The 23,553-nt window shown below is 66.8% G+C and carries 18 protein-coding genes; 7 read left to right on the top strand and 11 right to left on the bottom strand.

The window, feature by feature from the left end; all coding sequences use genetic code 11:
- The first annotated feature begins 801 nt into the window (after positions 1–801).
- Complete coding sequence (locus ACH2CY_RS11995; RefSeq protein ID WP_395019306.1) at positions 802–4,374, top strand: ABC transporter ATP-binding protein; 3,573 nt, start codon at positions 802–804, stop codon at positions 4,372–4,374.
- Here the strand turns inward: ACH2CY_RS11995 and ACH2CY_RS12000 are convergent, their stop codons facing one another.
- Positions 4,375–5,028, bottom strand: a complete 654-nt coding sequence (locus ACH2CY_RS12000) for a response regulator (protein ID WP_395019308.1) — start codon at positions 5,026–5,028, stop codon at positions 4,375–4,377.
- Complete coding sequence (locus ACH2CY_RS12005) at positions 5,025–6,374, bottom strand: HAMP domain-containing sensor histidine kinase (protein ID WP_395019310.1); 1,350 nt, start codon at positions 6,372–6,374, stop codon at positions 5,025–5,027. The genes ACH2CY_RS12000 and ACH2CY_RS12005 overlap by 4 nt, the downstream gene beginning before the upstream one ends.
- Before the next feature lie 156 nt (positions 6,375–6,530).
- On the opposite strand from ACH2CY_RS12005, the gene ACH2CY_RS12010 reads away from it, so the two are divergent.
- On the top strand, positions 6,531–6,968 hold the full coding sequence (locus tag ACH2CY_RS12010; protein WP_395019311.1) for a DUF2380 domain-containing protein: 438 nt from the start codon (positions 6,531–6,533) through the stop codon (positions 6,966–6,968).
- Here the strand turns inward: ACH2CY_RS12010 and ACH2CY_RS12015 are convergent.
- Positions 6,965–7,726, bottom strand: a complete 762-nt coding sequence (locus tag ACH2CY_RS12015; RefSeq protein ID WP_395019313.1) for a hypothetical protein — start codon at positions 7,724–7,726, stop codon at positions 6,965–6,967. The genes ACH2CY_RS12010 and ACH2CY_RS12015 overlap by 4 nt on opposite strands.
- Positions 7,727–7,839: 113 nt before the next feature.
- A complete protein-coding gene (locus ACH2CY_RS12020; RefSeq protein ID WP_395019314.1) occupies positions 7,840–8,403 on the bottom strand; it encodes a PadR family transcriptional regulator in 564 nt (187 codons plus the stop codon).
- A 226-nt stretch (positions 8,404–8,629) separates the two neighbouring features.
- Between ACH2CY_RS12020 and ACH2CY_RS12025 the strand changes: the two genes are divergently transcribed.
- Positions 8,630–8,956 (top strand): DUF2218 domain-containing protein, encoded by a 327-nt coding sequence (locus ACH2CY_RS12025; RefSeq protein ID WP_395019316.1) that lies wholly within the window; start codon positions 8,630–8,632, stop codon positions 8,954–8,956.
- Here the strand turns inward: ACH2CY_RS12025 and ACH2CY_RS12030 are convergent.
- Positions 8,953–9,810, bottom strand: a complete 858-nt coding sequence (locus ACH2CY_RS12030; protein WP_395019317.1) for a metallophosphoesterase — start codon at positions 9,808–9,810, stop codon at positions 8,953–8,955. The two genes, ACH2CY_RS12025 and ACH2CY_RS12030, sit on opposite strands and share 4 nt — an antisense overlap.
- A 210-nt stretch (positions 9,811–10,020) precedes the next feature.
- Between ACH2CY_RS12030 and ACH2CY_RS12035 the strand changes: the two genes are divergently transcribed.
- Positions 10,021–12,087, top strand: coding sequence for a caspase family protein (locus ACH2CY_RS12035; RefSeq protein ID WP_395019319.1), 2,067 nt, complete (start codon positions 10,021–10,023; stop codon positions 12,085–12,087).
- On the opposite strand, the gene gyrB is transcribed toward ACH2CY_RS12035, so the two are convergent.
- The 6 genes from gyrB to rpsT form a co-directional block, all read right to left on the bottom strand.
- Positions 12,084–14,507 carry a DNA topoisomerase (ATP-hydrolyzing) subunit B gene (gyrB, locus tag ACH2CY_RS12040; RefSeq protein WP_395019321.1) on the bottom strand — a complete coding sequence of 808 codons (2,424 nt, stop codon included), beginning with the start codon at positions 14,505–14,507 and terminating at the stop codon, positions 12,084–12,086. The two genes, ACH2CY_RS12035 and gyrB, sit on opposite strands and share 4 nt — an antisense overlap.
- 15 nt (positions 14,508–14,522) lie before the next feature.
- The gene (gene recF, locus ACH2CY_RS12045; protein WP_395019323.1) at positions 14,523–15,794 is read right to left on the bottom strand and encodes a DNA replication/repair protein RecF; all 1,272 of its coding nucleotides are present in this window, start codon (positions 15,792–15,794) and stop codon (positions 14,523–14,525) included.
- Between the two features lies 1 nt (position 15,795).
- Positions 15,796–16,914 (bottom strand): DNA polymerase III subunit beta, encoded by a 1,119-nt coding sequence (gene dnaN / locus ACH2CY_RS12050; RefSeq protein ID WP_395019325.1) that lies wholly within the window; start codon positions 16,912–16,914, stop codon positions 15,796–15,798.
- 317 nt (positions 16,915–17,231) lie between these two features.
- Entirely contained in the window at positions 17,232–18,659 is a 1,428-nt protein-coding gene (gene dnaA, locus ACH2CY_RS12055) for a chromosomal replication initiator protein DnaA (protein WP_395019327.1), read from the bottom strand.
- A gap of 53 nt (positions 18,660–18,712) precedes the next feature.
- Positions 18,713–19,141: a rhodanese-like domain-containing protein gene (locus ACH2CY_RS12060; protein ID WP_395019329.1), complete on the bottom strand. Its 429-nt coding sequence runs from the start codon at positions 19,139–19,141 to the stop codon at positions 18,713–18,715.
- Positions 19,142–19,818: 677 nt separating this feature from the next.
- Positions 19,819–20,079: a 30S ribosomal protein S20 gene (gene rpsT, locus ACH2CY_RS12065; RefSeq protein ID WP_395019331.1), complete on the bottom strand. Its 261-nt coding sequence runs from the start codon at positions 20,077–20,079 to the stop codon at positions 19,819–19,821.
- A 189-nt stretch (positions 20,080–20,268) separates the two neighbouring features.
- On the opposite strand from rpsT, the gene dapF reads away from it, so the two are divergent.
- From dapF to ftsY, 3 genes are read left to right on the top strand one after another with little or no spacing between them, the layout of a single operon-like run.
- On the top strand, positions 20,269–21,114 hold the full coding sequence (gene dapF / locus ACH2CY_RS12070) for a diaminopimelate epimerase (protein WP_395019333.1): 846 nt from the start codon (positions 20,269–20,271) through the stop codon (positions 21,112–21,114).
- On the top strand, positions 21,107–22,375 hold the full coding sequence (gene mtaB / locus ACH2CY_RS12075; protein ID WP_395019335.1) for a tRNA (N(6)-L-threonylcarbamoyladenosine(37)-C(2))-methylthiotransferase MtaB: 1,269 nt from the start codon (positions 21,107–21,109) through the stop codon (positions 22,373–22,375). Before dapF ends, mtaB begins: the two co-directional genes overlap by 8 nt.
- A complete protein-coding gene (ftsY, locus tag ACH2CY_RS12080; RefSeq protein ID WP_395019337.1) occupies positions 22,372–23,310 on the top strand; it encodes a signal recognition particle-docking protein FtsY in 939 nt (312 codons plus the stop codon). The genes mtaB and ftsY overlap by 4 nt, the downstream gene beginning before the upstream one ends.
- Positions 23,311–23,553 lie beyond the last annotated feature (243 nt).

Here is a 23,553-nt window from a genome sequence, read left to right on the forward strand (position 1 = left end):
GATGTCCAGCATGCACCTCACTTACACCGCGACGGACGAGAGCCGATCGGACATGGAATCGCGGCATCCGGCGGACGAGCGGGAAAGCCTGCTGACCTTGCCCGAAGCCGACACCGACACCGAAGACGCGCTGTTCCCCGTCGCTGCGCCGGAGCACGCTGCGCCCGAGCAAACGGGGGCGGCGACCCGGACCGGACCCGGACAGGAGAAACATTCCCGCCGGGAGCCGCATTTCCGCGTCCGTGTCGACCCCGAGCCGATTATCGTTCGCCGGCGGGATCTTGCTGCGCAGCCAACCCGGACCGGACCCGGACAGGAGAGACTTTCCCGCCGCGATCAGGACTTCAGCGTCTGTGTCGACGCGGGCCAGATTCTCGTTTGCCGACGGGACCTTGGCGCGCCGCCAACACAGACCGGACACAGACAGAAGAGACAATCCCGTCGGGCGCAGAGCTTCGGCGTCTGTGTCGACCGGGGCCCGCTTATCGTGGACCTTGACGCACCTGCAACGCAGACCGGACGCAGACAGGAAAAAGATTCGCGCCGGGAGAAGAGTTTCGCCGTCTGTGTCGACCGCGAGAAATTTATCGTTAGCCGGCGGGACCTTGACGCGCAGCCAACACAGACCGGACACAGACGGAAGAAAGGATTCCCGCCGGAAACAGCACCTCGCCGTCTGCGCCGACCCGGCGCGCAAATCCCTGAACAAATTTGTCCAGCAGCGGTTCGCTTTTGTCGGATTGTGAACACGGACGTCCAGCGTATGGTTGCGAACCATTCTGAACACGGAGTCCCCCCGTCATGCATTTCGACCGCCAGCTCTGGACCTTCACCGCCGGCGTCCGCCTGCGGATCGCCTGGGCGACGCTGATCGGCCTGCTCGCGGTGGGGCTCGGCATGGCGCAGCTGATGCTGCTCGCCTGGCTGATCGCCGAGGTCTTCGCCGGGCGCCATCTCGCCGACCTCGCGCTGCCGATCGCCGGCGTCGCCGCGATCATGATCCTGCGCGGCGCCTTCGAGCATGCGCGCGTGATGGTGGCGCATGAGACCGCGGGCCGGGTGCAGAAGCATCTTCGCCGCGTGATCTACGATAAGATCGCGGCGCTCGGGCCGGGCGCGGTCGCGCGGCGGCGGAGCGGCGCGCTGGCGCTCTCGCTGATCGACGGCGTCGAGCGGCTGGAGGTCTACTTCGGCCAGTTCCTGCCGCAGTTCCTGGTCTCGCTGCTGGCGCCGCTGCTGATCTTCGCCGTCATCGCCTGGATCGACCTGCCGGTTGCCGCGGTGATGCTGGTCGCGGCTTTGGTCGCGCTGTTCGCCCCGGCGCTCTGGCACAAGCACGATTCCAAACATTCGGCGCAGCACGAGGAGGCCTACAGCGCCTTCGCCGCCGAGTTCCTGGATTCGGTGCAGGGCCTCGCGACCCTGAAAGCCTTCGGCCAGAGCGGCGCGCGCGCTGCAAGCCTGGAAGTGAAGGCGCAGGAACTGTTCCGCCGCACCATGTGGGTGCTCGGGTTGAACGTGTTATCGCGCGGCATCACCGACAGTGCGATTGCCTGCGGTGCGGCGGCGGGCCTCGCGCTCGGCGCCTTCCGGGTCGAGGACGGATCGATGGCGATGGCCGGCTTGCTGATGATCCTGCTGCTGGGCGTCGAGCTGTTCCGACCGATGCGCGAGCTGCGCTCGGTGCTGCACCAGGGCATGGTCGGCATGGCGGCGGCCAAGGGCATCCTCGACATCCTGGCGGACGAACCGCTGGTCGCCGATGCGCTGCCGCCGGTCGATGCGCGGCCGCTGACGCCGAGCATCGCCTTCGAGCAGGTGCGGTTCCGCTATCCCGGCACCACCCGCATCGTGCACCAGGGCATAGACTTCCAGGTCACGGCCGGCGAGCGGATCGGCGTGGTCGGATCGTCCGGCGGCGGCAAGTCCTCGATCGTGCGCCTGCTGCTGCGTTTCTACGATCCGGAGCAGGGCACGGTACGCCTCGGCGGCCGCGATCTCCGGCAATTGAGCTTCGCGCAGATCCGGGCGATGGTCGCGGTGGTCAGCCAGGACACCTTCCTCTTCCACGGCACGGTCGAAGAGAACATCCGCATGGGCCGCCCCGAGGCCACCCATGCCGAGATCGAGGCCGCGGCCAAGACCGCCAATATCCACGGCTTCATCGCGAGCCTGCCGCAGGGCTATGAGACCATCATCGGCGAGAAGGGCGTGAAGCTCTCCGGCGGCCAGCGCCAGCGCGTGGCGATCGCGCGCGCTTTGCTGCGCGACGCGCCGATCCTGGTGCTGGACGAGGCGCTCTCCGCGGTCGATGCCGAAAACGAGGCGGTGATCCAGGAAGCGCTCGACCGGCTGATGAAGGGCCGCACCACCCTGGTGCTGGCGCATCGCCTCTCCAGTGTCATCGGCTGCGACCGCATCCTGGTGCTGGATCAGGGGCAGGTGGTCGAAAGCGGCCGCCATGCGGATCTCATGCACCAGGGCGGCGTATATGCCACGCTCATGGCCGAGCAGGCTTCGGAAGCGGCGCGCAGCGAACCGATCGACGTCAGCCCCGCTGCGAATTTCGAACGCCCCGGCGAAGCCGCGCAGACCGCGGTGAAGCCGCTGACCGAAGGCATCATCAAGGCCGAAGGCCTCGGCTGGCCGCAGCTGGTGGCCGAGCTGATGAAGCTGATCATGCCCTGGAAGGGCCGCCTGGCGCTGACCTTCTTCTTCGGCGTGACCCGGGTCGTCGCCTTCATCGGTGTCGGCGTCCTGAGCGCGCTCATCCTCGCCGCGCTCAAGAACGGCGAAGGTTATGGCGGGCTGTTGGTCGCGCTCGCCATCCTCGCGCCGCTCTCCGGCGTGCTGCATTGGCTGGAATCCTGGATCGCCCATGAGATGGCCTTCCGCCTGCTGGCGGAGATGCGGATCGCGGTCTTCCGCAAGCTGGACGCACTGGCGCCGGCCTATCTCACCCGCCGCCGCACCGGCGACCTGATGGCGCTCGCCACCCATGATATCGAGCTGGTCGAGTACTTCTTCGCCCATACCGTCGCGCCCGCCTTCGTCGCCGTGCTGGTGCCGGCGACGGTGCTGGCGGTGCTGGTCTGGGCCAGCCCCTGGCTAGCTCTGGCGCTGCTGCCGTTCCTGATCGCGGTGGGCCTCAGCCCTTTCCTCATGCGCAAGCGGGTCGATCACCTCGGCTCACGCGCCCGCGAAGCGGCCGGCGAGCTCGGCGCCTTCGCGATCGACTCGCTGCAGGGCATGGGCGAGATCGTCGCCTTTCAGCAGGAGACGCGCCGCGGTGCCACGCTCGACCAGCTTTCGGATCGGCATATCGCGCTCAGGAAGCCGTTCTTCCGCGAGCTCACCTTGCAGCAGGCCTTGCTCGAGATCTTCACCGGCCTCGGCGGACTCGCGATTGTCGTCGTGGGCGGCGTGCTGGCGGTCAACAGCGTCGTCGATCCGGCGATCCTGCCGCTGCTGACCATCCTCGCCATGGCGGCCTTCCTGCCGGTCTCGGAGATCGCGCAGGTCGGGCGGCAGCTCGCCGACACGCTCGGCGCCACGCGGCGCATCTATGCGCTCTACCACGAGCCGGTTCCGGTGACCGACGGGCCGGGGGTCGCGCTGGCGCAGGGACCGGTCGCGCTCGCCTTGCAGGACGTGACCTTCCAGTATCCGGGCCAGGCGCGGCCGGCGCTGCAGGGCGTGGGCTTCGCCATCCCCGCGGCGCAGACGGTGGCGCTGGTCGGACCGTCCGGCGCCGGCAAGACCACGGGGGCGCAGCTGCTGATGCGCTTCTGGGATCCCGATCAAGGTCGCGTCACCATGAACGGCACGGACTTGCGGCAATACCAGCTCGACGACCTCCGGCGGCAGATCGCCCTGGTCTCGCAAGACACCTATCTCTTCAACGACACGCTGCGTGCCAACATCCTGATCGCGCGCCCCGATGCCCGCGAGGACGAGCTCCGGGCCGCGATCGACCACGCGGCGCTCGGCGATCTGGTGGAAGCACTGCCGGACGGGTTGGATGCCATGGTCGGCGAGCGCGGCACCAGTCTCTCCGGCGGCCAGCGGCAGCGGGTGGCGATCGCGCGTGCCTTCCTGAAGGACGCGCCGGTGCTGATCCTGGACGAGGCGACCTCGCATCTCGACGCGGTCAACGAGCAGCTGGTGCGCCGGGCGCTGGATCGCCTGCAGGCCGATCGTACCACCATCGTCATCGCGCATCGGCTCTCCACCGTGCGTGACGCCGATCTCATCGTGGTGCTGGACGGCGGGCGGCTGGTCGAGACCGGCACGCATGAGGCGCTGCTCTCGAAGGGCGGACTCTATGCACGGCTGGTCTCGCGCCAGCTCAGCGCCGGCATCGCCGCGCAGTGATCAGCCGGCCTTCAGTTCCATCAGCCCCTGGCGCAAGGCGAGCCGGACCAATTCAATGTCTGAGTCGACGCCGAGCTTGCTCTTGATCAGCGAATGCAGGTTGGCGACGGTCTTCGGACTCAGGTTGAGCAGACCGGCGATCTCGTCGGTCGATCGCTCGGCGAGCAGCAGGGCCAGAACCTCGAACTCCCGCGCCGAGAGAATATCGGCGGCGTTGGCTTCTTCCGCCAGGCGGTTCAAGGCGAGCTCATGATCGATGTCGGGGCTGAGCGCGATGTGGCCGCCGAGCACCTCGGCAACCGCGCGCAGCAGCGTTTCCGGCGGGCTCATCTTGGTGACATAGCCGCGGGCGCCGGCGCGGATCGCCTGCAGGGCGAAGGCGGCGTTCTGGTGCATGGTGAAGACCAGGATGCGCGCGTCGCGGTCCCATTCCCGGATGTGGCGGATGCCCTCGATGCCGCTGACGCCGGGCATGGTGAGGTCCATGATGACCAGGTCGGGTCGCGTGGCCTTGAACAGCTTATAGGCCTCGGCGCCGTTGCCGGCCTCGGCGACGACGCGCAGGCCCGGCTGCTTCTGCAGCACGGCGCGATAGCCCTCGCGGACCACGGCGTGGTCATCGACCAGCAGGATGGTGCGGTCGCCCCCGATCATGCGGCGCGCTCTGCAACGTCCGCGACTGCGGCCGTCGGGATGGTGGCGCGGAGGACGGTGCCGGTGGCCGTGGAGGCGATGCTCAGGCTTCCGCCCAGGATCGCCACCCGCTCGCGCATGCCGAGCAGGCCCATCCCGGTTCTCGCGGCCGTCTCGTCATGAGCCGGCCCGTCATTCTCCACCCGGAGCTCGACCTCGCTGTCGTTCATCGCCAGGCGGACGGTGACCAGGGCGGCATCGGCGTGCTTGGCGGCATTGGTGATCGCCTCCTGCGCGATGCGATAGAGATCGGCGCCGATCGCCAGCGGCAGGCGGTCGAGCGGCCCTTCGAGCGCGATCTCGAAGCGCGGGCGGCCGCGGCTCCGCCCGTTCCAGCCGGAGACCAGGCCTTCCAGGCTGGCGGTGAGGCCGAGCTCCTCGACGTCGGGCGGGCGCAGCCGGAACAGCGTGCCGCGCAGGCTCTCCATCATGGTGGTGGAGATGCGGCCGATACTGTCACACTCGGCGCTCTGCCCGGCGGAGGCGGCGAGGGCGCGGATCGCGGTCAGGTTCTGGCCGAACTCGTCGTGCAGCTCGCGCGCCAATCGCTTGCGCTCCTCGTCCTGGACCGAGATCAGCCGATGGGTGAGCGCGTTGCGCTCGGCGACGGTCCGCTCCAGGTCCTCGGCGAGGCGGTTGAACACGGTGCGCACGGCGGAGAGCTCGGCGAGGTCGAAGGGCGGCAGGCGGGTGGAGAGATCGTTGGCGGCGATCCGCTCGAGCCCGGTGCGGATCAGCCGGGTCGGCCGCAAGGCGCGCGCGAGTGCCGCATAGACCAGCGCGCAGAGCAGCAGCAGGGTCGCCAGCATCACGGCGAGGAACGGCCAGAGACCGTGCCAGACCTGCGCCACGATGGTCGCGTCGTCGAGCCAGGCGACGGTCTCGCCGATCACCTGCTGGTGCGCGCGCACCGGCTTGGTCACTTCCCAGACCGGTCCGAACAGGGCGCGGTAGAGGGTCGCGAAGGAAGCCGGGATTCCGGCCGGGCCGGCCTCGGTGCCGCCGCAGATCCGCTGCAGCAGATCGCCGCCGGCCGGCCGATAGGCGATGCAGAGACCGGGTTCCATCACCACCGCCGCCGTGGCCTGCAGGTCGGGGAAGGGCGTCATCTGCACCTGGACCCATTCCAGCTTGCTCTGCTGCAGCTCCAGCGAGCTGGCGGCGAGCCTAGCGGCGCGGTCGAGCCGGAAGCGGGCCGCGCGATCGGCGTCGAGCAGCAGATAGGCCGCGCCGGCGGCAAAGCAGAGCGCGGCGATGGCGGCGATCCGCAGCGTGAGGCGGACCTTGAGATCGCTTCTCGGCATCATGCGCATCTCCGAATGGCGTCCCGTATTGAACGGCAAGGCTCGCGGCGGGGGAAGCATCCATCGCGGCGGCGGCCGGGCCCGGGAAGTTTGCCCGGTATCGAGCGTGATAGCCTCGCCATGGCGCGAAACCGCGCTCATCATTTGGGAGGAGAAGGCATGGCAATATTGTGGAGAGGGCTGCTGGGCGCCCTGCTGACCTGTGCCGTGGCCGGCACGGCGGCGGCCGGAACACCGGCGGTGAAGCTGGCGGTCGTCACCTTCGCGCTCGACGATTTCAGCGCGGCTCTCTCCGCCGGCAGCCCCAACCCCGCCGATGACGCCGCCCTGGCGCGCGTCACTGAGGAGGTCCGCAAGCTGCTGCAGGATTCCGGGCGCTATGAAATGGTCACGGTCGATGCCGCCGAGCAGACTCTGGTCGGCGTGGTGAAGCGGATCAGCCGGACCGAGTACCAGGTCCACATTCAGCTGCGCGACACCAAGACCGGGACCGTCCTCACCGAGGCGGATACCGGGTTGCGCATGGGCGCCATGGATTCCTGGAACCGCGGCGCCGTCCGGCTGGTCAAGGACCGGCTGCTGAAGAACCCCGGCTAGCCGCCGTATTTCGCGGCCAGGCCGTCGGCCAGGGCCTGGTAGCCCTGCTCCTTCAGCAGCCGCACCTGTTCCTGGTCCGAGGCCGCGCGGTTGTGGTCGTTGCTGAAGCTCAAGTCCTCGAAGGGCGCCGGCACATAGGTCTCCCACTGGCCGCTGCGCACGTCGATGATCGCGGCGACCAGGCGGATGCGCATGCGCTGCATCTCGTCGGGGATGTTGCCGCCGATGAACGGCACCCAGGACACCGCCTTGGTTGCGATGTCCTCGCGGCCGGATTCCAGCACGCCCCAATAGACGATCACGGTCTCGAAGCCGCCGCGCGCCGCCACCAGGCGGAAGCGCTGCGAATAGGGCACCGGCGGCGCCGCATTCTCCTTGGCCGCCGCGGGATCCTGCCAGGGCACGCCGGTGAAGGAGGAGACGCGGTAGTGTTTCTGCATCGCCGACATCATCTCGGCATCGGCGAAGGGCGCGCCGGACTGCACCAGCATCACGTTGGTGCTCGATTTCAGCACCAGTGGCTGCTTCGCCGCCAGGGCGCGGGCGATGTCGGCGTCCGAAACGCCGCTGCGCACATCGCCGCCGAGCACGTCATAGGCGGAGAGCTCGCCCTGGTAATAGAAGGCGTCGCCGGAGCGGGCGTTGTAGCCATAGGCAGGCTCCGGCTGGTAGCCGGAGTTCGAGATCGATCGAGACTCGCAGGCGCCCAAGGCAGCGAGCGCCGCGCCCAGCAGCATCGCCCGAACCAGATTCCGCATCTTCCCCTCACCCGTGAGACCCGCCCGCCGCGGATCGAGGCCGCCATGAGGCGCGGGGTTTGCGGCCGGATCGCGGCAGGCGCGGGGCGGAGCGGGGGAATAACTGCGGCGAGCTACGCCTTCTTGCCGCGGATCTCGGCGGCGGCGCGCCGCAGGATCTCGGCGATCCGCTTATGCTCTTCCGGCGAGGCTCGGAACTGCTCCATCAGCGCATGCTTCAGGTCGTGGCGCGCCTGCATGATCTCGACGATCGATTCGCGCCGGCTGGTCTTGCCGAAGCGGCGCTCGCCCAAGGGCCAGGTGCCGATCTCGGAATCCTCGTCGGTCTCCTCCGCGCCTTCGTCCTCGTTCATCGCCTTCTGGGCGCGGGCGAAGCGGCGACCGATCTCGGCCAGCTCGCTCAGCATCGCCTCGGCGGTCTGATGGTTCTCCTTCAGGAAAGCGGCGCCGGTCTCGGTGATCCGGTAGAGCTTCTTGTTGCCCTCCGCTTCCACGGAGGCGAAGCCGATCTCCTCGAGATAGGTGAGGGCCGGGTAGATCACGCCGGGGCTCGGGCTGTAATAGCCGCTGCTGCGGCTCTCGAGCTCCTTGATCAGCTCATAGCCGTGGCGCGGATTCTCCTGCAGCAGGTGCAGCAGCAGGAGCTGGAGGTCGCCGGCGCCGAGCTTGCGGCCCATTCGGAACCCGTCGCCGCCACCGCGGCCATGGCGCCCGTGCCGGCCGAAGAAACCGCTGCTATGGCGATGTCCTCCCCAGCCCCCGCGCCGGCCGACGCAGTCGTGGCGGCCGCTATGTTCATGATCTTCATGGAAAAAACGCATAGTTCTGTCTTTCATTCTGTAAGACTGTGTCAGTTGACATATCGTAAGATATAGTCTTTCGTGCGAATGTCAAGATGGAGGAATGACGATGATGTTCGAGACCACGGCGCGCGTGCCCACCGCCAACGGCAGCCGCTATCTGCAGCAGCTCTGCAAGCACTGGAGCCACAACCTCAAGGTCGAGTTCACGCCGGAGGCGGGAACTGTGATGTTCCCGAAGGACGCCCGCGGCGCCGACTGGCCGGGCGATGCGACGCTCTCGCTCAAAGCCGGGAATGACACGCTGGAATGCCGGCTCGTCGCCAGTGCCGAGGCGCAGCGTGAGGCGTTGAAGGGCGTGGTCTCCAGCCACCTCGACCGCTTCGCCTTCCGCGAAGCGCCGCTCAAGTTCGACTGGCAGGACGCCTAACGCGAAAGCTCCACCACCAGCGCCGGGTCGAAGCTGGGGTTGAGGTGCGTGGGGAAGTAGCCCCGCGGATTGCAGATCACCCGCGTTGATCCGATCCTGTAATCCGCCGAGGAATGGATATGGCCGTGGACCCAGAGCTGCGGCCGTGTCCTCTCGATCAGCTCCTCCAGGTCCGAGGCGTAGGCGGCGTTGATCGGATCGCCCTGCCGGAAATCCGGGATGCTGCGTCCGCTCGGCGCGTGATGGGTCATCACGATGGTGACGCCGTCGAACGGCTTGGCCAGTTCCTGCTCGAGGTAGATTCGGCTCTCGCGATGCAGGCGGAGGCAATCCGCCGGCGTCAGCGATCGCTCGGTCCGGAGCAGGCCGCCGGCGGTCCGGATCATCTGGAAGTCGTTCATGGCACGGTGGGCCTCATCCATCATTCGCGCCTGCCGGTCCGCGCCGAACAGCGAGAAATCGGTCCAGAGCGTGGCGGCGATGACCCGCGCCGGCGTGCCCTCGGCCGCGGTCATGGTCCAGGTCTCGCGTTCGAGCACGCGAACCGGATGCACGCGGCCCGCCGAGCATTGTTCCGCGCTCTGCCGCTCGGCCGCGAAGGACGCCGCGAGGCTGTCGCCGTAAGCCTCGTGGTTGCCGAGGATCATTGCGACCGATGTCGCGAAGGTTTCCGCGGCCCAAGCAGCGCCGCGGCGCTGCGTGTGAATGTCCCCCGCCAGCAACACGAGATCGGCCGCGGCGCCGGCGCGAATCCCAGGTGGAAATTCACAATCGCCGAACTCGAGATGAAGATCCGAGAAGACATGAACGCGCATGGTTTCGATTTTATCATGCGCCGCGTTCGCGCGCGTCATGGGCTTAATATGCCGCGCGCATATTAAACCATCCCGGGAATATGACGTTCATCACACACGCGCGCGATCACGCGAAGAGCCTGCTCGCCGGTGTGCGGAATGTGACCCCGCCAACTTGCGAAGACGGCCGGTTCAGGTCCAATCATCCCGATCTTTTCGTCGGGGAAAGCCATGAGCCGGTTATCGATACTGAAGGTGCTTGCATTCGCATTGACTGCAGTCCTGTCCGTTACAGGCGTCGCGCGCGCAGAGACGACGGCGCCGAACGCGCGCGTCGCCCTGGTGGTTGGCAATTCGAACTACGGCGGCGATCTCGGGGTCCTGGCCAATCCGGTCAATGACTCGCGGCTGGTCGCGCAATCGCTGAAGCGGATCGGCTTCGACGTGATCGAGGTCGAGGACGCGGACCAGAACACGCTGAAGCGCGCCATCGCCGAGTTCGGCGACCGCATGGCGGCGGCCGGCAGCGAGGCCACCAGCCTGTTCTTCTACGCCGGTCACGGGCTGCAACTGGGCGGGCAGAACTACCTGATCCCGATCCGCGCGGATATCAGCCGCGAGCGTGACGTCGATATCGAGGCGGTCTCGCTGGACACCGTGCTGAAGCAGATGGCCTGGGCGGAAAGCAAGGTCAACATCGTCATCCTCGATGCTTGCCGCAACAACCCGCTGGCGCGCGGCCTGCGCTCGACCAGCCAGGGCCTGGCCGAGATCACGGTGAAGCCGCAGGGCAGCTTCATCAGCTATTCGACCGCGCCGGGCGATGTCGCAGTGGACGGCAGCGGCGCCAACAGCCCGTTCTCGGCTGCGCTGTCCGAGGCGATCGAGAAGCCGGGCCTCGACATCAACGACGTGTTCCGCGAGGTCCGCGCCGACGTCATGTCGGCGACCAAGGGCAAGCAGGTGCCCTGGGATTCCTCCTCGCTGACCGCGCCCTATTATTTCGTCGAAGCGGCCGCCGACAAGGAAGTCGTCCAGCCGATGCCCTTCGTCAGCGCCGGCGTCGATCCCAAGACGATCGAGCTCACCTTCTGGGCAGCGATCAAGGACAGCAAGTCGCCGGACGACTTCCAAGCCTATCTCGAGAAGTATCCGAACGGCGACTTCGCCGGCCTTGCCAAGATCCGCGTGAAGCAGCTCGGCGCCAAGCCGGTGGCGGTCGCGGAGACCGTCGCTGCCCAGCCGGAGGATCGCTCGCCCGACCTCAGCGCCGACATCGAGCTGACCTATTGGAACTCGGTGAAGGACGTGGCCGAGAAGGAAGGCTTCGAGGCCTACCTGAAGAAGTATCCGAAGGGCCATTTCGTCGATCTCGCGCAGGCCAAGATGGCCGAGATCGAGAAGCGGGCGAAAGCCGAGGCGGCCGTGGTCCAGACGGCCGCGCTGGCGCCGACGCCGCCCGCGCCGCCGAAGATCCGGGAGCTGGACGAGACCTTCGTCGCGCGGCAGTCCGCCAATGTGCGGGCCGAGCCCGGCACCGAAGCCACGGTGATCGCGCGTCTCAAGGAGGACGATGCGGTTGCCGTCACCGGCAAGGTCGAGGGCAAGGACTGGTATCGCGCGAAGGTCGGCGGCGAGACCGGCTACATCAGCGCCGGTCTGCTGCAACAGGCGGATGCCGACGCGATTGCCGCTTGGCAGGCGGCCAAGAAGGCCGGCACGATCGAAGCGGTCGGGGCGTTCCAGAAGCAGCATCCGGGCAGCGCCTTCGACGCCAAGGCGAAGAAGCTGCTGGCCAGCCTGCAACCCGCGCCGGCACCGCAGCCCGTGGCGACGGCGCAGCCGGCGCTCGCTCCGGTCAAGCCAGCGGCGCAATCTCCCATGGTGTTCACCACGGCCTCTGCCAAGCCTGCGGAAAAGGCCGCGGTCGCACCGGCAGAGATCGAACAGGCCGCGGCCTTGCCGGCGCCCGCGCCCGCGGATTCAGGCGAGCTGCGGGTCGGCGATACCTTCAACGTCGTCGCCCGCGGCACGGTCGGCATCACCGGCAAGTGGTGGGGCAATACCCAGGTCACGCTGGTCATCGAGCAGAAGAACGGCGACGGCGAGTTCGAAGGCCATCTGCTCGGTTCCGGCGAGCTCAATTTCTCGGAAAGCTGCGACATCGAGATCGACGGCGACAAGATTGTCATCCGGGCCACGGTCAGCAGCGTCGGCAACAAGCCGGACGTGCTGCGGCTGACCCGCGCCGCGCCCGATCGCTTCGAAGGCCGTGCCCAGTCCGGCGCCTACATGGGCGTCGCGACGATGACGCGGAAGAGCCGCGGCGCCGCTTAGACGTCCAGGTTGGCGACGTTGAGGGCGTTGTCCTGGATGAACTCGCGGCGCGGTTCGACCACGTCGCCCATCAGGGTCGAGAAGATCTCCTCCGCCTCGTCGGCGTGGGAGACCTTCACCTGCAGCAGGCTGCGCACTTCCGGGTCCAGCGTGGTTTCCCAGAGCTGCTCCGGGTTCATCTCGCCCAAGCCCTTGTAGCGGTTGATCGCGACACCCTTCTTGCCGGCCTCGGTCACCGCCTCCATCAACCCGATCGGGCCGGCGATGGTGATCTCGCGGTCCTTCAGGGTGAGCTTCGCCGGCGTGCTGTAAACCTCGGCGAGCTCGGTCTTCAGCTGGTCGAGGCGATGGCATTCCGCCGAGCGGATCAGGATGGAATCGATCAGATGGTGGTTGAGCACGCCGCGCAGCCGGCGCTGGAAGCCCAAGCCGCCGTCCTGGTCGGCGAGGCCGGTCCAGCCCTGCTCGCCCGGCGGGGAGATCGTATCCAGCCGCTTGGCGATGGCGTCGGCAACGGCGGGGTCCTTGGCGGCCTTCGGGTTGAGCGCGCCCATGATCGCGGCCTGTTCGACGACGGCGCCGGAGCCGACCTTGCGGATCACCGGCTGCATCAGATGCACGGCCTGGGCCGCCATATCGACCACGCGGCGGAGATCGGCGAGGCCCAGCTGCTGGCCCGAACCCAGCTGCAAGACCGCGCCTTCGAGGCCGGCGGTGATGAGATAGTCCTCGAGCGCCCGCTCGTTCTTCAAGTAGCGCTGCGACTTGCCCTTGACCGCGCGGTAGAGCGGCGGCTGGGCGATGTAGAGATAGCCCTTCTCGATGATCTCCGGCATCTGCCGATAGAAGAAGGTCAAGAGCAGCGTGCGGATATGCGAGCCGTCCACGTCGGCGTCCGTCATGATGATGATCTTATGATAGCGCGCCTTGGAGATGTCGAACTCTTCGCTACCGATGCCGGTCCCGAGTGCAGCGATCAAGGTGCCGATCTCGGCCGAGGAGAGCATCTTGTCGAAGCGGGCGCGCTCGACGTTCAGGATCTTGCCTCGGAGCGGCAGGATCGCCTGGGCCTTGCGGTTGCGGCCCTGTTTCGCGGAGCCGCCGGCGCTGTCACCCTCGACGATGAAGATCTCGGAGAGCGCCGGGTCGCGCTCCTGGCAGTCGGCGAGCTTGCCGGGCAGGGACGAGATGTCCAGCGCGCCCTTGCGGCGGGTCAATTCGCGGGCCTTGCGCGCAGCTTCGCGCGCCGCGGCGGCTTCAACGACTTTGCCGACGATGCGCTTGGCATCGGCCGGATGCTCTTCCAGCCACTGGCCGAGCTTGTCGTTGAGTACGCTCTCGACCACCGGCCGCACTTCGGAGGAGACCAGCTTGTCCTTGGTCTGGGACGAGAATTTCGGGTCCGGCACCTTGACCGAGAGCACGCAGGTCAAGCCCTCGCGCGCGTCGTCGCCGGTCAGCGCGACCTTCTCCTTCTTGGCGATGCCGCTGTCTTCCGCATATTTGTTGATCTGGCGCGTCAGCGCCGCGCGGAAGCCTGCGAGATGCGTGCCGCCATCGCGCTGCGGGATGTTGTTGGTGAAGCAAAGCATGGTCTCGTGGTAGCTGTCGGTCCATTCCAGCGCGCATTCGACGGTGATGCCGTCGCGCTCGGCCTGCATCACCACCGGCGGCGTGTGCAGCGCATTCTTCGAGCGGTCGAGATAGCGCACGAAGGCCTCGATGCCGCCCTCATAGTGCAGCTCGACCGATTTCGGCTCGACTGCGCGGGCATCGGTCAGGATCAGGCGCACGCCCGAGTTCAGGAAGGCGAGCTCGCGCAGGCGATGCTCGAGCGTCGCGTAGTCGTATTCGGTCTTGGTGAAGGTCTCCTTCGAGGCGAGGAAGGTGACCTCGGTGCCGCGCTTGCCTTCCGGCGCGTCGCCGACAATGCTGAGCGGCGCTTCGGCATCGCCGTGGCGGAAGCGCATGAAATGCTCCTTGCCGTCGCGCCAGATCCGGAGCTCCAGCCGCTCGCTGAGCGCGTTGACCACCGAGACGCCGACGCCGTGCAATCCGCCGGAGACCTTGTAGGAGTTCTGGTCGAACTTACCGCCGGCATGGAGCTGGGTCATGATGACCTCGGCCGCGGAGACGCCTTCCTCCTTGTGGATGTCGACCGGAATGCCGCGGCCGTTGTCGCGCACGGTGACCGAGCCGTCGCCGTTCAGGAGCACGTCGATCCGGTCGCACCAGCCGGCCAGGCTCTCGTCGATCGCGTTGTCCACAACCTCGTAGACCATGTGGTGCAGGCCCGAGCCGTCATCGGTGTCGCCGATATACATGCCGGGGCGCTTGCGGACCGCGTCGAGGCCTTTCAGGACCTTGATCGAATCCGCACCATAGTCGCTTCCATTGCCGTTCGTGGTTTCGTCGGTCATGTCACTTCTCAGGAGTTAGGCGGCGTCGCGCAAGGCGCGTGCGTCGCGCAGGGTGAAGAACTGGGCCGCCTCACGCAGCGGCCGGAACAACTCGGCCTCGGTTCCAGTGAACCAGGCCTGGGATTCGAGCGCCAGCACCTCGGCATAGAGATGCTTCCGACGCTCGGGGTCGAGATGCGCCGCCACTTCGTCCAGCAGCAGCACCGGTGCCTCGCCCCGGCGCGCGCGCTGCAGCCGCGCCTGGGAGAGCAGGATCGAGATCAACAGCGCCTTCTGCTCGCCGGTCGAGGCCGAAGCCGCATCGAGCGCAGCACTGCCCAACGCCTTGCCTTGGAACGTCACCGCGAGATCGCTGCGATGCACGCCCCATTGCGTGATGCCGGAAGCCGCGTCGCTGTCGCGCGCCGCGGCCAGGCGCTCGCGCAGCAAGTCTTCCGCCTGCAAAGCCGAGCGACCCTCCAGCGACTGCTCCACCGCGCCGTCGATCGCGAGACCGGCGCGGGGGAAGGTGCCGACCGCCTCGGCCATCGCCGCGTTCAGCGCCTCGGCCGTCTCCAGCCGCGAGGCGGCGATCGCCACCGCCTGCGCCGCCATCTCGGCTTCCAGGCTGCCGAGCCAGCGGTCGCGCTCCGGCCGGTCCATGGCGGGGCCGTCGCCGCGCAGGATCCGCGCCCGGTCGCGCATCGCCTGCTCATAGGCGGAAACCCGCGACGGGTGTTCCGGATGCAGTCCGGTGGCGAGCCGGTCCATGAAGCGGCGCCGCGCACTGCTGCGCTCGACGAAGATCCGGTCCATTGACGGCGTCAGCCAGAGGATCGACAGGATCTCCGCGAAGGCGGCCTGGGTCTTCGCGTTGGAGCCCTCGATCCGGCAGAGCCGCCGGTCGCGGCCATTGCCTTCCTCCGACCCCAATTCCTCTTTGGGATCGCGGCCGGTGCCGAGCTTGAACTCGCCCTGCCGCCCCTGGTAGCGCGCATGCACGGCCCAGGCGCGGGCGCCCCCGCCGTCCAAGCCGGTCGTCGCATTCGCCGGCAGCCGGCAATCGACCTCACGCAAGGCGGCGCCGCGGAGGCCCGAGCCCGGCGACAAGAACGAGATCGCCTCCAGCAGATTGGTCTTGCCGCCGCCGTTCGGGCCGGTGAAGACCAGTGACCGCGCCTCGATCTCCAGGGTGAAATCGCGGAATCCGCGAAACGCGGTCAAAGTGAGGTGCGAAAATCCGTTCACCGCGTTGGTCTGCGCCGTGCTGCTGGGATGCGTATCTGCTTCCGCCCAGGCGCGACCCAAACTACACCCGCATCGGCATCAGGACGTAGAGCGCCTGCGCGTCGGCCATGTCGCGCATCAAGGTCGGCGCCACGGAATCGGCCAGCAGGATCTGCATGCCTTCGCCTTCGATCTCGTCGGCGATGTCGAGCAGATAGCGCGAGTTGAAGCCGATATCGATCGCCGCGCCGTCGTATTTGACTTCCAGCTCTTCGGTGGCGCTGCCCTGCTCGGCGCTGGTCGCCGAAAGCGTCAGGAGGCCGCTCTTCAAGCTCAACTTCACCGCGCGGGACTTCTCGCTGGAGATGGTCGAGACGCGATCGACCGCGTCGCGAAAGGTCTTGCGGTCGACCTCCAGCATCTTGTCGTTGTTCGTCGGGATGACGCGGTGATAGTCCGGGAAGCTGCCGTCGATCAGCTTCGAGGTCAGCACCACATCGTCGAAGGCGAAGCGGATCCGGCTGTCCGACAGCGAGACCGCGACGCTGCCGGTCGTGTCCTCGATCAGCTTGCGCAATTCGTTGACCGCCTTGCGCGGGATGATCACGCCGGGGATGTTTTCCGCGCCCTCGGGCAGCGGCATCTCGACCCGCGCCAGACGGTGTCCGTCGGTCGCGACCGCGCGCAGCGCCTTCTGCTTGCCCGAGGCGAAGGCATGCAGGTAGATGCCGTTCAGGTAGTAGCGGGTTTCCTCGGTCGAGATCGCAAATTTGGTGCGGTCGATCAGGCCTTTCAAGTCCGTGGCCGAGATCGGGAACTGGTGCGGCAGGTCGCCGGATCCGGTCGCCGGGAAATCCTCCTTGGGCAGGGTCGCGAGCTGGAAGCGCGAACGGCCGGCCTTGATGGTGGTCTGCTGGCCGTCGCCGGAGAGCTCGAGCTGGACCTGGGCGCCGTCGGGCAGCTTGCGGACGATGTCGTAGAGCGTGTGCGCGGGCACCGTGGCGGCGCCGGCCTGGCCGGCATCGACGGCCACCTGCTCGACGATCGCCAGCTCCATGTCGGTCGCGGTCAGCCCCAGGCGGTCGCCCTTGGCCTCCAGCAGCACGTTGGAGAGGATCGGAATGGTGTTGCGGCGCTCGACCACGCTCTGCACATGCCCCAGCGAATGCAGCAAGGCCGTCCGTTCGATCGTCAGTTTCATCGCCCTGATCTTCTTTCCCGATCTGTCACAAGCTCTTTTCTCCACGCAACGGGCGGGCCGACCGGGGCAGCGCGCGGGCCGGAAAACAGGCCCATCAGCCGACCAAACCGGGTCGATCTTCAGCACGTCACGACTTGCTTGAGGCCCCCCAATCCGGAACGAAATCCCGGACGGAACGGCCGAATCGGCCAGGCTGGTTCAGCAAGTATTGGATTATAGCAACAAAGGCTTTGGGCAACAGGGAAAAACGCCCGGATTCAGGCCTCGCGGAGGCCGGAATCCGGGCGAAAAACAGCCCTGAAAAGGAGGCTGGAAACTCAGCCTTCGAGCATCCGTTTCAGGAGCTCGACGTCCTCGAGGAAGGCGCTGTCCGCGGCGCAGAGTTCCTCGACCTTTTTGACGGCGTGCATGACGGTGGTGTGGTCCCTCCCGCCAAACTTGCGGCCGATCTCCGGCAGCGAGCGGGTGGTGAGCTGCTTGGCGAGATACATCGCGACCTGGCGCGGCCGCGCCACCTGGCGGGCGCGGCGCGGCGACTGCATGTCGGCCTGCTTGATGTTGAAATGCTCGGCGCAGCGGCGCTGGATCTCCTCGATCGTGACCCGGCGGTCGTTGGCGCGCAGCAGATCCTTCAAGAGCTCCTGCGTGGTCTCCAGGGTGATCGGCTGGTGGATCAGCGAGGCGTGGACCACGATCCGCGTCAGCGCGCCTTCGAGCTCGCGCACGTTGGACGAGATCCGGTGCGCCAGGAATTCCAGCACCTTGGTCGGCACCTGCATCTGCGACTGCTCGGCCTTGGTTTGCAGAATGCCGAGCCGCAGCTCGTAGGTGGTGGGATGGATGTCGGCGACCAGGCCCCAGCCGAAGCGGGTGCGCATGCGCTCTTCCAGGCCCTGCAGGTCCGACGGCGACTTGTCGGCGGAGAGCACCACCTGGCGGTTCTGGTCGAAGAGAGCGTTGAAGGTGTGGAAGAACTCTTCCTGGGTCGATTCCTTGCCGATGATGAACTGCACGTCATCGACCATCAGAACGTCGACGGTACGGAAGCGCTCCTTGAAGGCCATGGTGTTCTTGTTCCGGAGCGCCCGGATGAACTGGTACATGAACTTCTCGGCGGAGAGATAGATGACCCGCTTCTCCGGCTTCTTCTTGCGGATCTGGTGCGCGATCGCGTGCATCAGGTGCGTCTTGCCGAGGCCCACGCCGCCATAGAGGAACAGCGGGTTGAACGGCACCTGGTCGCTCTCGGCGACGCGGAAGGCCGCGGCTTGCGCCAGCTCGTTCGACTTGCCGACCACGAAATTCTCGAAGGTCAGGCGCGGGTCGAGGTTGCCGCTCCATTCGTCCAGCGCATCCGGCTCGGAATCGCGGATGACGGCGGGTGACGCAAGCGTCTCCACCGCTTCCGGCGCTTCGACGACTTCCGGCGCTTCTTCCACCGCCGCTTCCGCTTGGGCGGCCGGCTCGGTCTGCGTGGTGTCGACGATCACCTCGACCGAATGGATCTCGGGATTCTCGCTGCTCCACAGCGTGCGCAGGCGATCGGCGTAATGCGTCGCCACCCAGTCGCGCATGAAGCGCGACGGCACCGCGACGCGCAGATCCGCGCCGCGGCGACCGGCCAGGGTCAGGGGCTTCAGCCAACTCCGGAACGTCGCTTCGCCGAACTCCTGGCGCAGACGGCCGCGGACCCGCGCCCATTGCGCGTTCAACTGAGTGTCGGTGCCGGTCATTGGCTCAGCCATCGATCCACCCCCCATTTTCAATCTTGAACCCACTTCTAATTCTGAACGCACGTCTAATCTTGAATCCACGGCAGGCCGGCGAACTTCCAGCCCCCGCGCTGGCCGCGATGGCTGGCGCCATCCTTGTCGCCTTCAAACCCTTCCGCGACGTTGAAGCATTGCGCATAGCCGGCCGCGGTCGCCGCGATGGCGGCCGAGCGCGACCTGGCGCCGCTGCGGCAGATGAACAGCAGCGGGCCCACCGACGCACCCTGGGCCCCGCCGAGCTGCGCCTTCAGCTTGGCGGCGAAGTCGGGGTCGATCGCCATGTCGGGAAAGTTTTGCCAGCTGAGCAGGACCGTCTTCTTGCCGAGATTGGCGAGATCGGGAATGCCGACAAAGGCCCATTCCGGGCGAGTCCGCACATCGACCAGAACCGCCCCCGGTTCCTGGGCCAGAACTTCCCAGGCCTGCTTCGGCGAAATGTCCCCGGCGTAATTCATCGCTGCTCTCAACCCGTCCTTCGTCCCAAAAATTCGACCACGCATCGCCGGCACCGCTGCGCTGATCCCGAAACAAAGGTTCGGGCTGCAACGGGTTGGCGATCCGGGTTTTTACTGCTGGCCCAGACCGCCGGTGAGGCAAGGGTCCGGGTCGGGAATCCGCGACTTAGAGTGGTAATTCTGCGACGCGAAGCGCAGGATTGAGTGCGCCCTGACGGGTGCCGAGGTGGAGCAGGAAATCGGACAGATAGACTTGTGTTTTTCTTGCAACATAGAAGTGGCTGTCAAGAAATTGACGCCGAGATCGGATCCGACGCCAAATGTTGCCTTAACCACAGCTGGCAAGTCCCGACTTTCCATGATAACTCTTTGATTTTATTTTAGTTATTGCCGAATTTTACGACGCGTTTCTGACCGGGTCGCTCCCTGTCCGGCGCTTGGGGATAACTCTACGCTCGCGTTTTAGGGCTTGCAATAAGTCCGAATCATGAACGTCCGGGCTCCCCAAGTGACAGGTAGAAGCGTTGCAACTTCGCAACAGTTTGTCATGTTTCTGCAATAGAGCGCGCGCCCGAAACCCACAACAATGGGTGGCGAAGCCCAATTTCAGGGCGTGCGAAAACCCCCGCCGGCAAGCACTTGCGCGACGGGGTTGTATCCGGTCGATAAGACGGAAATTAGAGCGCCTTGATCCGCTTGGTGAGGCGGGAGATCTTGCGGGAGGCGGTGTTCCGGTGGAGCACGCCCTTGCCGACGCCGCTCTGCAGGATCGGCTGGGCCGCCTTCAGGGCGGCTTCGGCGCTGTCCTTCTTGCCCGAGGCGATGGCCGCCTCGACGCTCTTGACCGCGGTTTTGACGCGGCTGTCGCGGGCGCGGTTGATCGCGGTCCGCTTGACGGTCTGGCGCAGGCGCTTTTCCGCCGATTTGTGATGAGCCATGTAACGTGTCCGATGATTAGCCGAATTGCAGGCGGCGGGTTATACAGGCCACCCATAGGCCCGTCAACCAGCCGCCAAGCGCCCGGAATTGCCCGGAAAATCAAGACTCTCCGGGCATCTGCGACGGGAAATCTGTAGACTCACCGCCTGACCGGGGTCATATACCGGACGGTTTTTGGACTTCGAGACATGCGGCTGCCGTTTACCAAGATGCACGGGCTGGGCAACGACTTCGTCGTGATCGACACGCGAAGCCGGCCGATCGCCCTGAGCGACGACCAGAAGCGCCGGATCGCCGACCGCCGCCGCGGCATCGGCTGCGACCAGCTGATCCTGCTGGAGCCAAGCCGCCGCGCCGATGTCTTCATGCGCATCTTCAATCCCGACGGCAGCGAGGCGGGCGCTTGCGGCAACGCGACCCGCTGCGTCGCCGGCCGGTTGATGGCCGAGCAGGGCGTCGAGCGCATCCGGGTCGAGACGATCTCCGGCCTGCTGGAGACCAGCGCCGCCGATCGCGGCGAGATCGCCGTCGACATGGGCGAGGTCAAGACCGACTGGCGCGACATCCCGGTCGCTGAAGCTTGCGACACGTTGCATCTGCCGCTGGCGCTCGGGCCCCTGGCGGATCCGGTCGGCGTCAATGTCGGCAATCCGCATGCGGTCTTCTTCGTACCCGACGTCACGGCGATCGATCTCGCGAAGCTGGGACCGGCGCTCGAGCACGCGCCGCTCTTCCCGGAGCGCGCCAATATCGAGATCGTGCAGCGCCTCGCTTCCGGCAAGCTGCGCATGCGGGTCTGGGAACGCAGCGCCGGCATCACCCAGGCCTGCGGCAGCGGCGCTTGCGCGACTTTGGTGGCCGCGGCCCGCCGCGGTCTCACCGATCGCAAGGCGGAGGTGGTGCTGGACGGCGGCACGCTCACCATCGAATGGCTGCCGAACAACCATGTGCGGATGACCGGCGGCTGGACCACCAGCTTCCAGGGCGAGATCGAGCTCGGCGAAATCCAGGTGCGCGAGGCCGTCAATGGCTGATGCACGCCTCATTACCATGGGCTGCCGCCTCAACACCTTTGAGAGCGAGGTGATGCGCGGCCATGCCGCCGCCGCCGGCCTTGAGGATGCGATCATCGTCAACACCTGCGCCGTCACGGCGGAAGCCGAACGCCAGGCCCGCCAGGCGATCCGCAAGGCGCGGCGCGAGAATCCGGATGCCAAGATCATCGTGACCGGTTGCGCGGCGCAGATCGCGCCGGAGAAGTTCGCGGCACTCCCCGAAGTCGACCATGTGCTCGGCAATTCCGAGAAGCTCGAGGCGCAGAGCTTCCAGCGCATCGCCGATGGCAGCGCCAACGACCGCATCGCCGTCTCCGACATCATGCTGGTCAAGGAGACCGCGGCGCATCTCATCTCAGGATTTGCAGAACGCAGCCGCGCCTTTGTCGAGATCCAACAGGGCTGCGACCACCGCTGCACCTTCTGCATCATTCCCTTCGGCCGCGGCAACAATCGCTCGGTCCCGGTGGGCGAGGTCGTCGCCCGCGCGCGCAAGCTGGTCGAGAACGGCTTCCGCGAGATCGTGCTGACCGGCGTCGATATCACCGGCTACGGCGCCGACCTGCCGGGTGCGCCGAAGCTCGGGCAGCTGGTGCGCCGTTTGCTCGCGCTGGTGCCGGAGCTCGAGCGCCTGCGCCTTTCCTCGCTGGACGTGATCGAGGTCGATGAGGAATTGCTGCGGCTGATCGCCGAAGAGCCGCGGCTGATGCCGCATCTCCATCTCTCGCTGCAGGCCGGCGACGACATGATCCTGAAGCGGATGAAGCGCCGGCATCTCCGCGCCGATGCGGTGAAGTTCGCCGCAGAGGTGCGCCGCCTGCGTCCCGACGTGGTGTTCGGCGCCGATCTGATCGCCGGATTCCCGACCGAAGATGAGGCGATGTTCCGGAACAGCCTCGCGCTCATCGAGGATTGCGGCCTCACCTTCCTGCATGTCTTCCCTTATTCGGCGCGCTCCGGCACGCCGGCCGCGAAGATGCCGCAGGTGAAGGGCGACGTGCGCAAGGAACGCGCCGCACAGCTCCGCGCGGCGGGACAAGCGGCGATGCAGAACTACTTCGCCCAGCGCATCGGGTCGCCGGTCAGCGTGCTGATCGAGCGCGCCGAGGACGGCATGGGCTTCGGCCACAGCGAGCATTTCGCGCCGGTCAGAATGAAGAGCAGCGCTACGATCGGCGCGGTCGTCACCGGCCGCGTCGCCGGACACACGCAAGAACATCTCCTCGCCGAAGCGGCATGACCGACCATCAGAATGGTGAAAAGCGCGGCTGGCTCCAGCGGCTGCGCAGCGGGCTCAGCCGGTCTTCGAGCAAGATCGGCGGGAGCATCACCGGCCTCTTTACGAAGAGAAAACTGGACAAGGCCTTGCTCGAGGAGCTCGAGGAGGCGCTGATCACCGCCGACCTCGGTCCCGCGACCGCGGCCAAGCTGACCGCGGCGCTGTCCAAGGAGCGCTTCGGTAAGGACATCACCCCGGAGGATGCCCGAACGGTGTTCGCGGACGAGGTCGCGCGCATTGTTGCGCCGGTGGCGAAGCCGCTTGAGATCGCCGGCCATAAGCCGCATGTCGTGCTGGTGGTCGGCGTCAACGGCAGCGGCAAGACCACGACCATCGGCAAGCTGGCGCAGCATTATCGCGGGCAGGGACTGAAGGTCGTGCTCGCCGCCGGCGATACCTTCCGCGCCGCCGCTGTGGAGCAGCTGAAGATCTGGGGCGAGCGCACGGGCGCCGCCGTGGTTGCGCGCGAGCAGGGCGCCGATGCGGCGGGCCTCGCCTATGATGCGCTGGCGCAGGCCAAGGCGGAAGGCGCCGACCTGCTGCTGATCGACACCGCCGGCCGGCTGCAGAACAAGGCGAATCTCATGGCCGAGCTCGCCAAGGTCATCAAGGTGCTGAAGAAGCTGGAGCGGACCGCGCCGCATGACACGCTGCTGGTGCTCGATGCCACCACCGGCCAGAACGCCCATTCCCAGGTCGAGATCTTCAAGGAGATCTGCGCCGTCACCGGCTTGGTGGTCACCAAGCTCGACGGCTCGGCCAAGGGCGGCGTGCTGGTCGCCCTGGCGGAGAAGTTCAGCCTGCCGGTGGTCGCGATCGGTGTCGGCGAGAGCGCCGACGATTTGCGGCCGTTCGAGGCGGAGGCCTTCGCCAAGTCGCTGATGGGGTTGGTCTAGGCCGGTCAGGCCTCACGAGCCGAGTGCATCCGCCCGCCCTATGCCGGCATCGGTACAATCTATTGGGCAGCTCCGCCTCACTCATGCCATGTTGCGGTTCCATGACAGGCGCTAGATGTCGTTGCCAAGCAGGTTGTTCAGTCGGTGAGCTGGGGGAGCGGCCATGATCCCGGCATGGGGTCGGTGGTGATTGTACCAATGTAGCCAGCCAGGCATGTCGGAGCAGCGATCGGCTGAAGAAGC

Source organism: Dongia sp. (assembly GCF_041905885.1).
GTDB lineage: Bacteria > Pseudomonadota > Alphaproteobacteria > Dongiales > Dongiaceae > Dongia.

Coding starts and splice junctions, on each gene's coding strand:
- ACH2CY_RS12005 (WP_395019310.1), bottom strand. CDS start 6,374: ATGATGCCGAGAAGCGATCTCAAGGTCCGCCTCACGCTGCGGATCGCC.
- ftsY (WP_395019337.1), top strand. CDS start 22,372: ATGACCGACCATCAGAATGGTGAAAAGCGCGGCTGGCTCCAGCGGCTG.
- ACH2CY_RS12015 (WP_395019313.1), bottom strand. CDS start 7,726: ATGCGGAATCTGGTTCGGGCGATGCTGCTGGGCGCGGCGCTCGCTGCC.
- ACH2CY_RS12010 (WP_395019311.1), top strand. CDS start 6,531: ATGGCAATATTGTGGAGAGGGCTGCTGGGCGCCCTGCTGACCTGTGCC.
- dnaN (WP_395019325.1), bottom strand. CDS start 16,914: ATGAAACTGACGATCGAACGGACGGCCTTGCTGCATTCGCTGGGGCAT.
- gyrB (WP_395019321.1), bottom strand. CDS start 14,507: ATGACCGACGAAACCACGAACGGCAATGGAAGCGACTATGGTGCGGAT.
- ACH2CY_RS12030 (WP_395019317.1), bottom strand. CDS start 9,810: ATGACGCGCGCGAACGCGGCGCATGATAAAATCGAAACCATGCGCGTT.
- ACH2CY_RS12000 (WP_395019308.1), bottom strand. CDS start 5,028: ATGATCGGGGGCGACCGCACCATCCTGCTGGTCGATGACCACGCCGTG.
- ACH2CY_RS12020 (WP_395019314.1), bottom strand. CDS start 8,403: ATGGGCCGCAAGCTCGGCGCCGGCGACCTCCAGCTCCTGCTGCTGCAC.
- rpsT (WP_395019331.1), bottom strand. CDS start 20,079: ATGGCTCATCACAAATCGGCGGAAAAGCGCCTGCGCCAGACCGTCAAG.
- ACH2CY_RS12025 (WP_395019316.1), top strand. CDS start 8,630: ATGACGATGATGTTCGAGACCACGGCGCGCGTGCCCACCGCCAACGGC.
- dnaA (WP_395019327.1), bottom strand. CDS start 18,659: ATGGCTGAGCCAATGACCGGCACCGACACTCAGTTGAACGCGCAATGG.
- dapF (WP_395019333.1), top strand. CDS start 20,269: ATGCGGCTGCCGTTTACCAAGATGCACGGGCTGGGCAACGACTTCGTC.
- ACH2CY_RS11995 (WP_395019306.1), top strand. CDS start 802: ATGCATTTCGACCGCCAGCTCTGGACCTTCACCGCCGGCGTCCGCCTG.
- mtaB (WP_395019335.1), top strand. CDS start 21,107: ATGGCTGATGCACGCCTCATTACCATGGGCTGCCGCCTCAACACCTTT.
- ACH2CY_RS12060 (WP_395019329.1), bottom strand. CDS start 19,141: ATGAATTACGCCGGGGACATTTCGCCGAAGCAGGCCTGGGAAGTTCTG.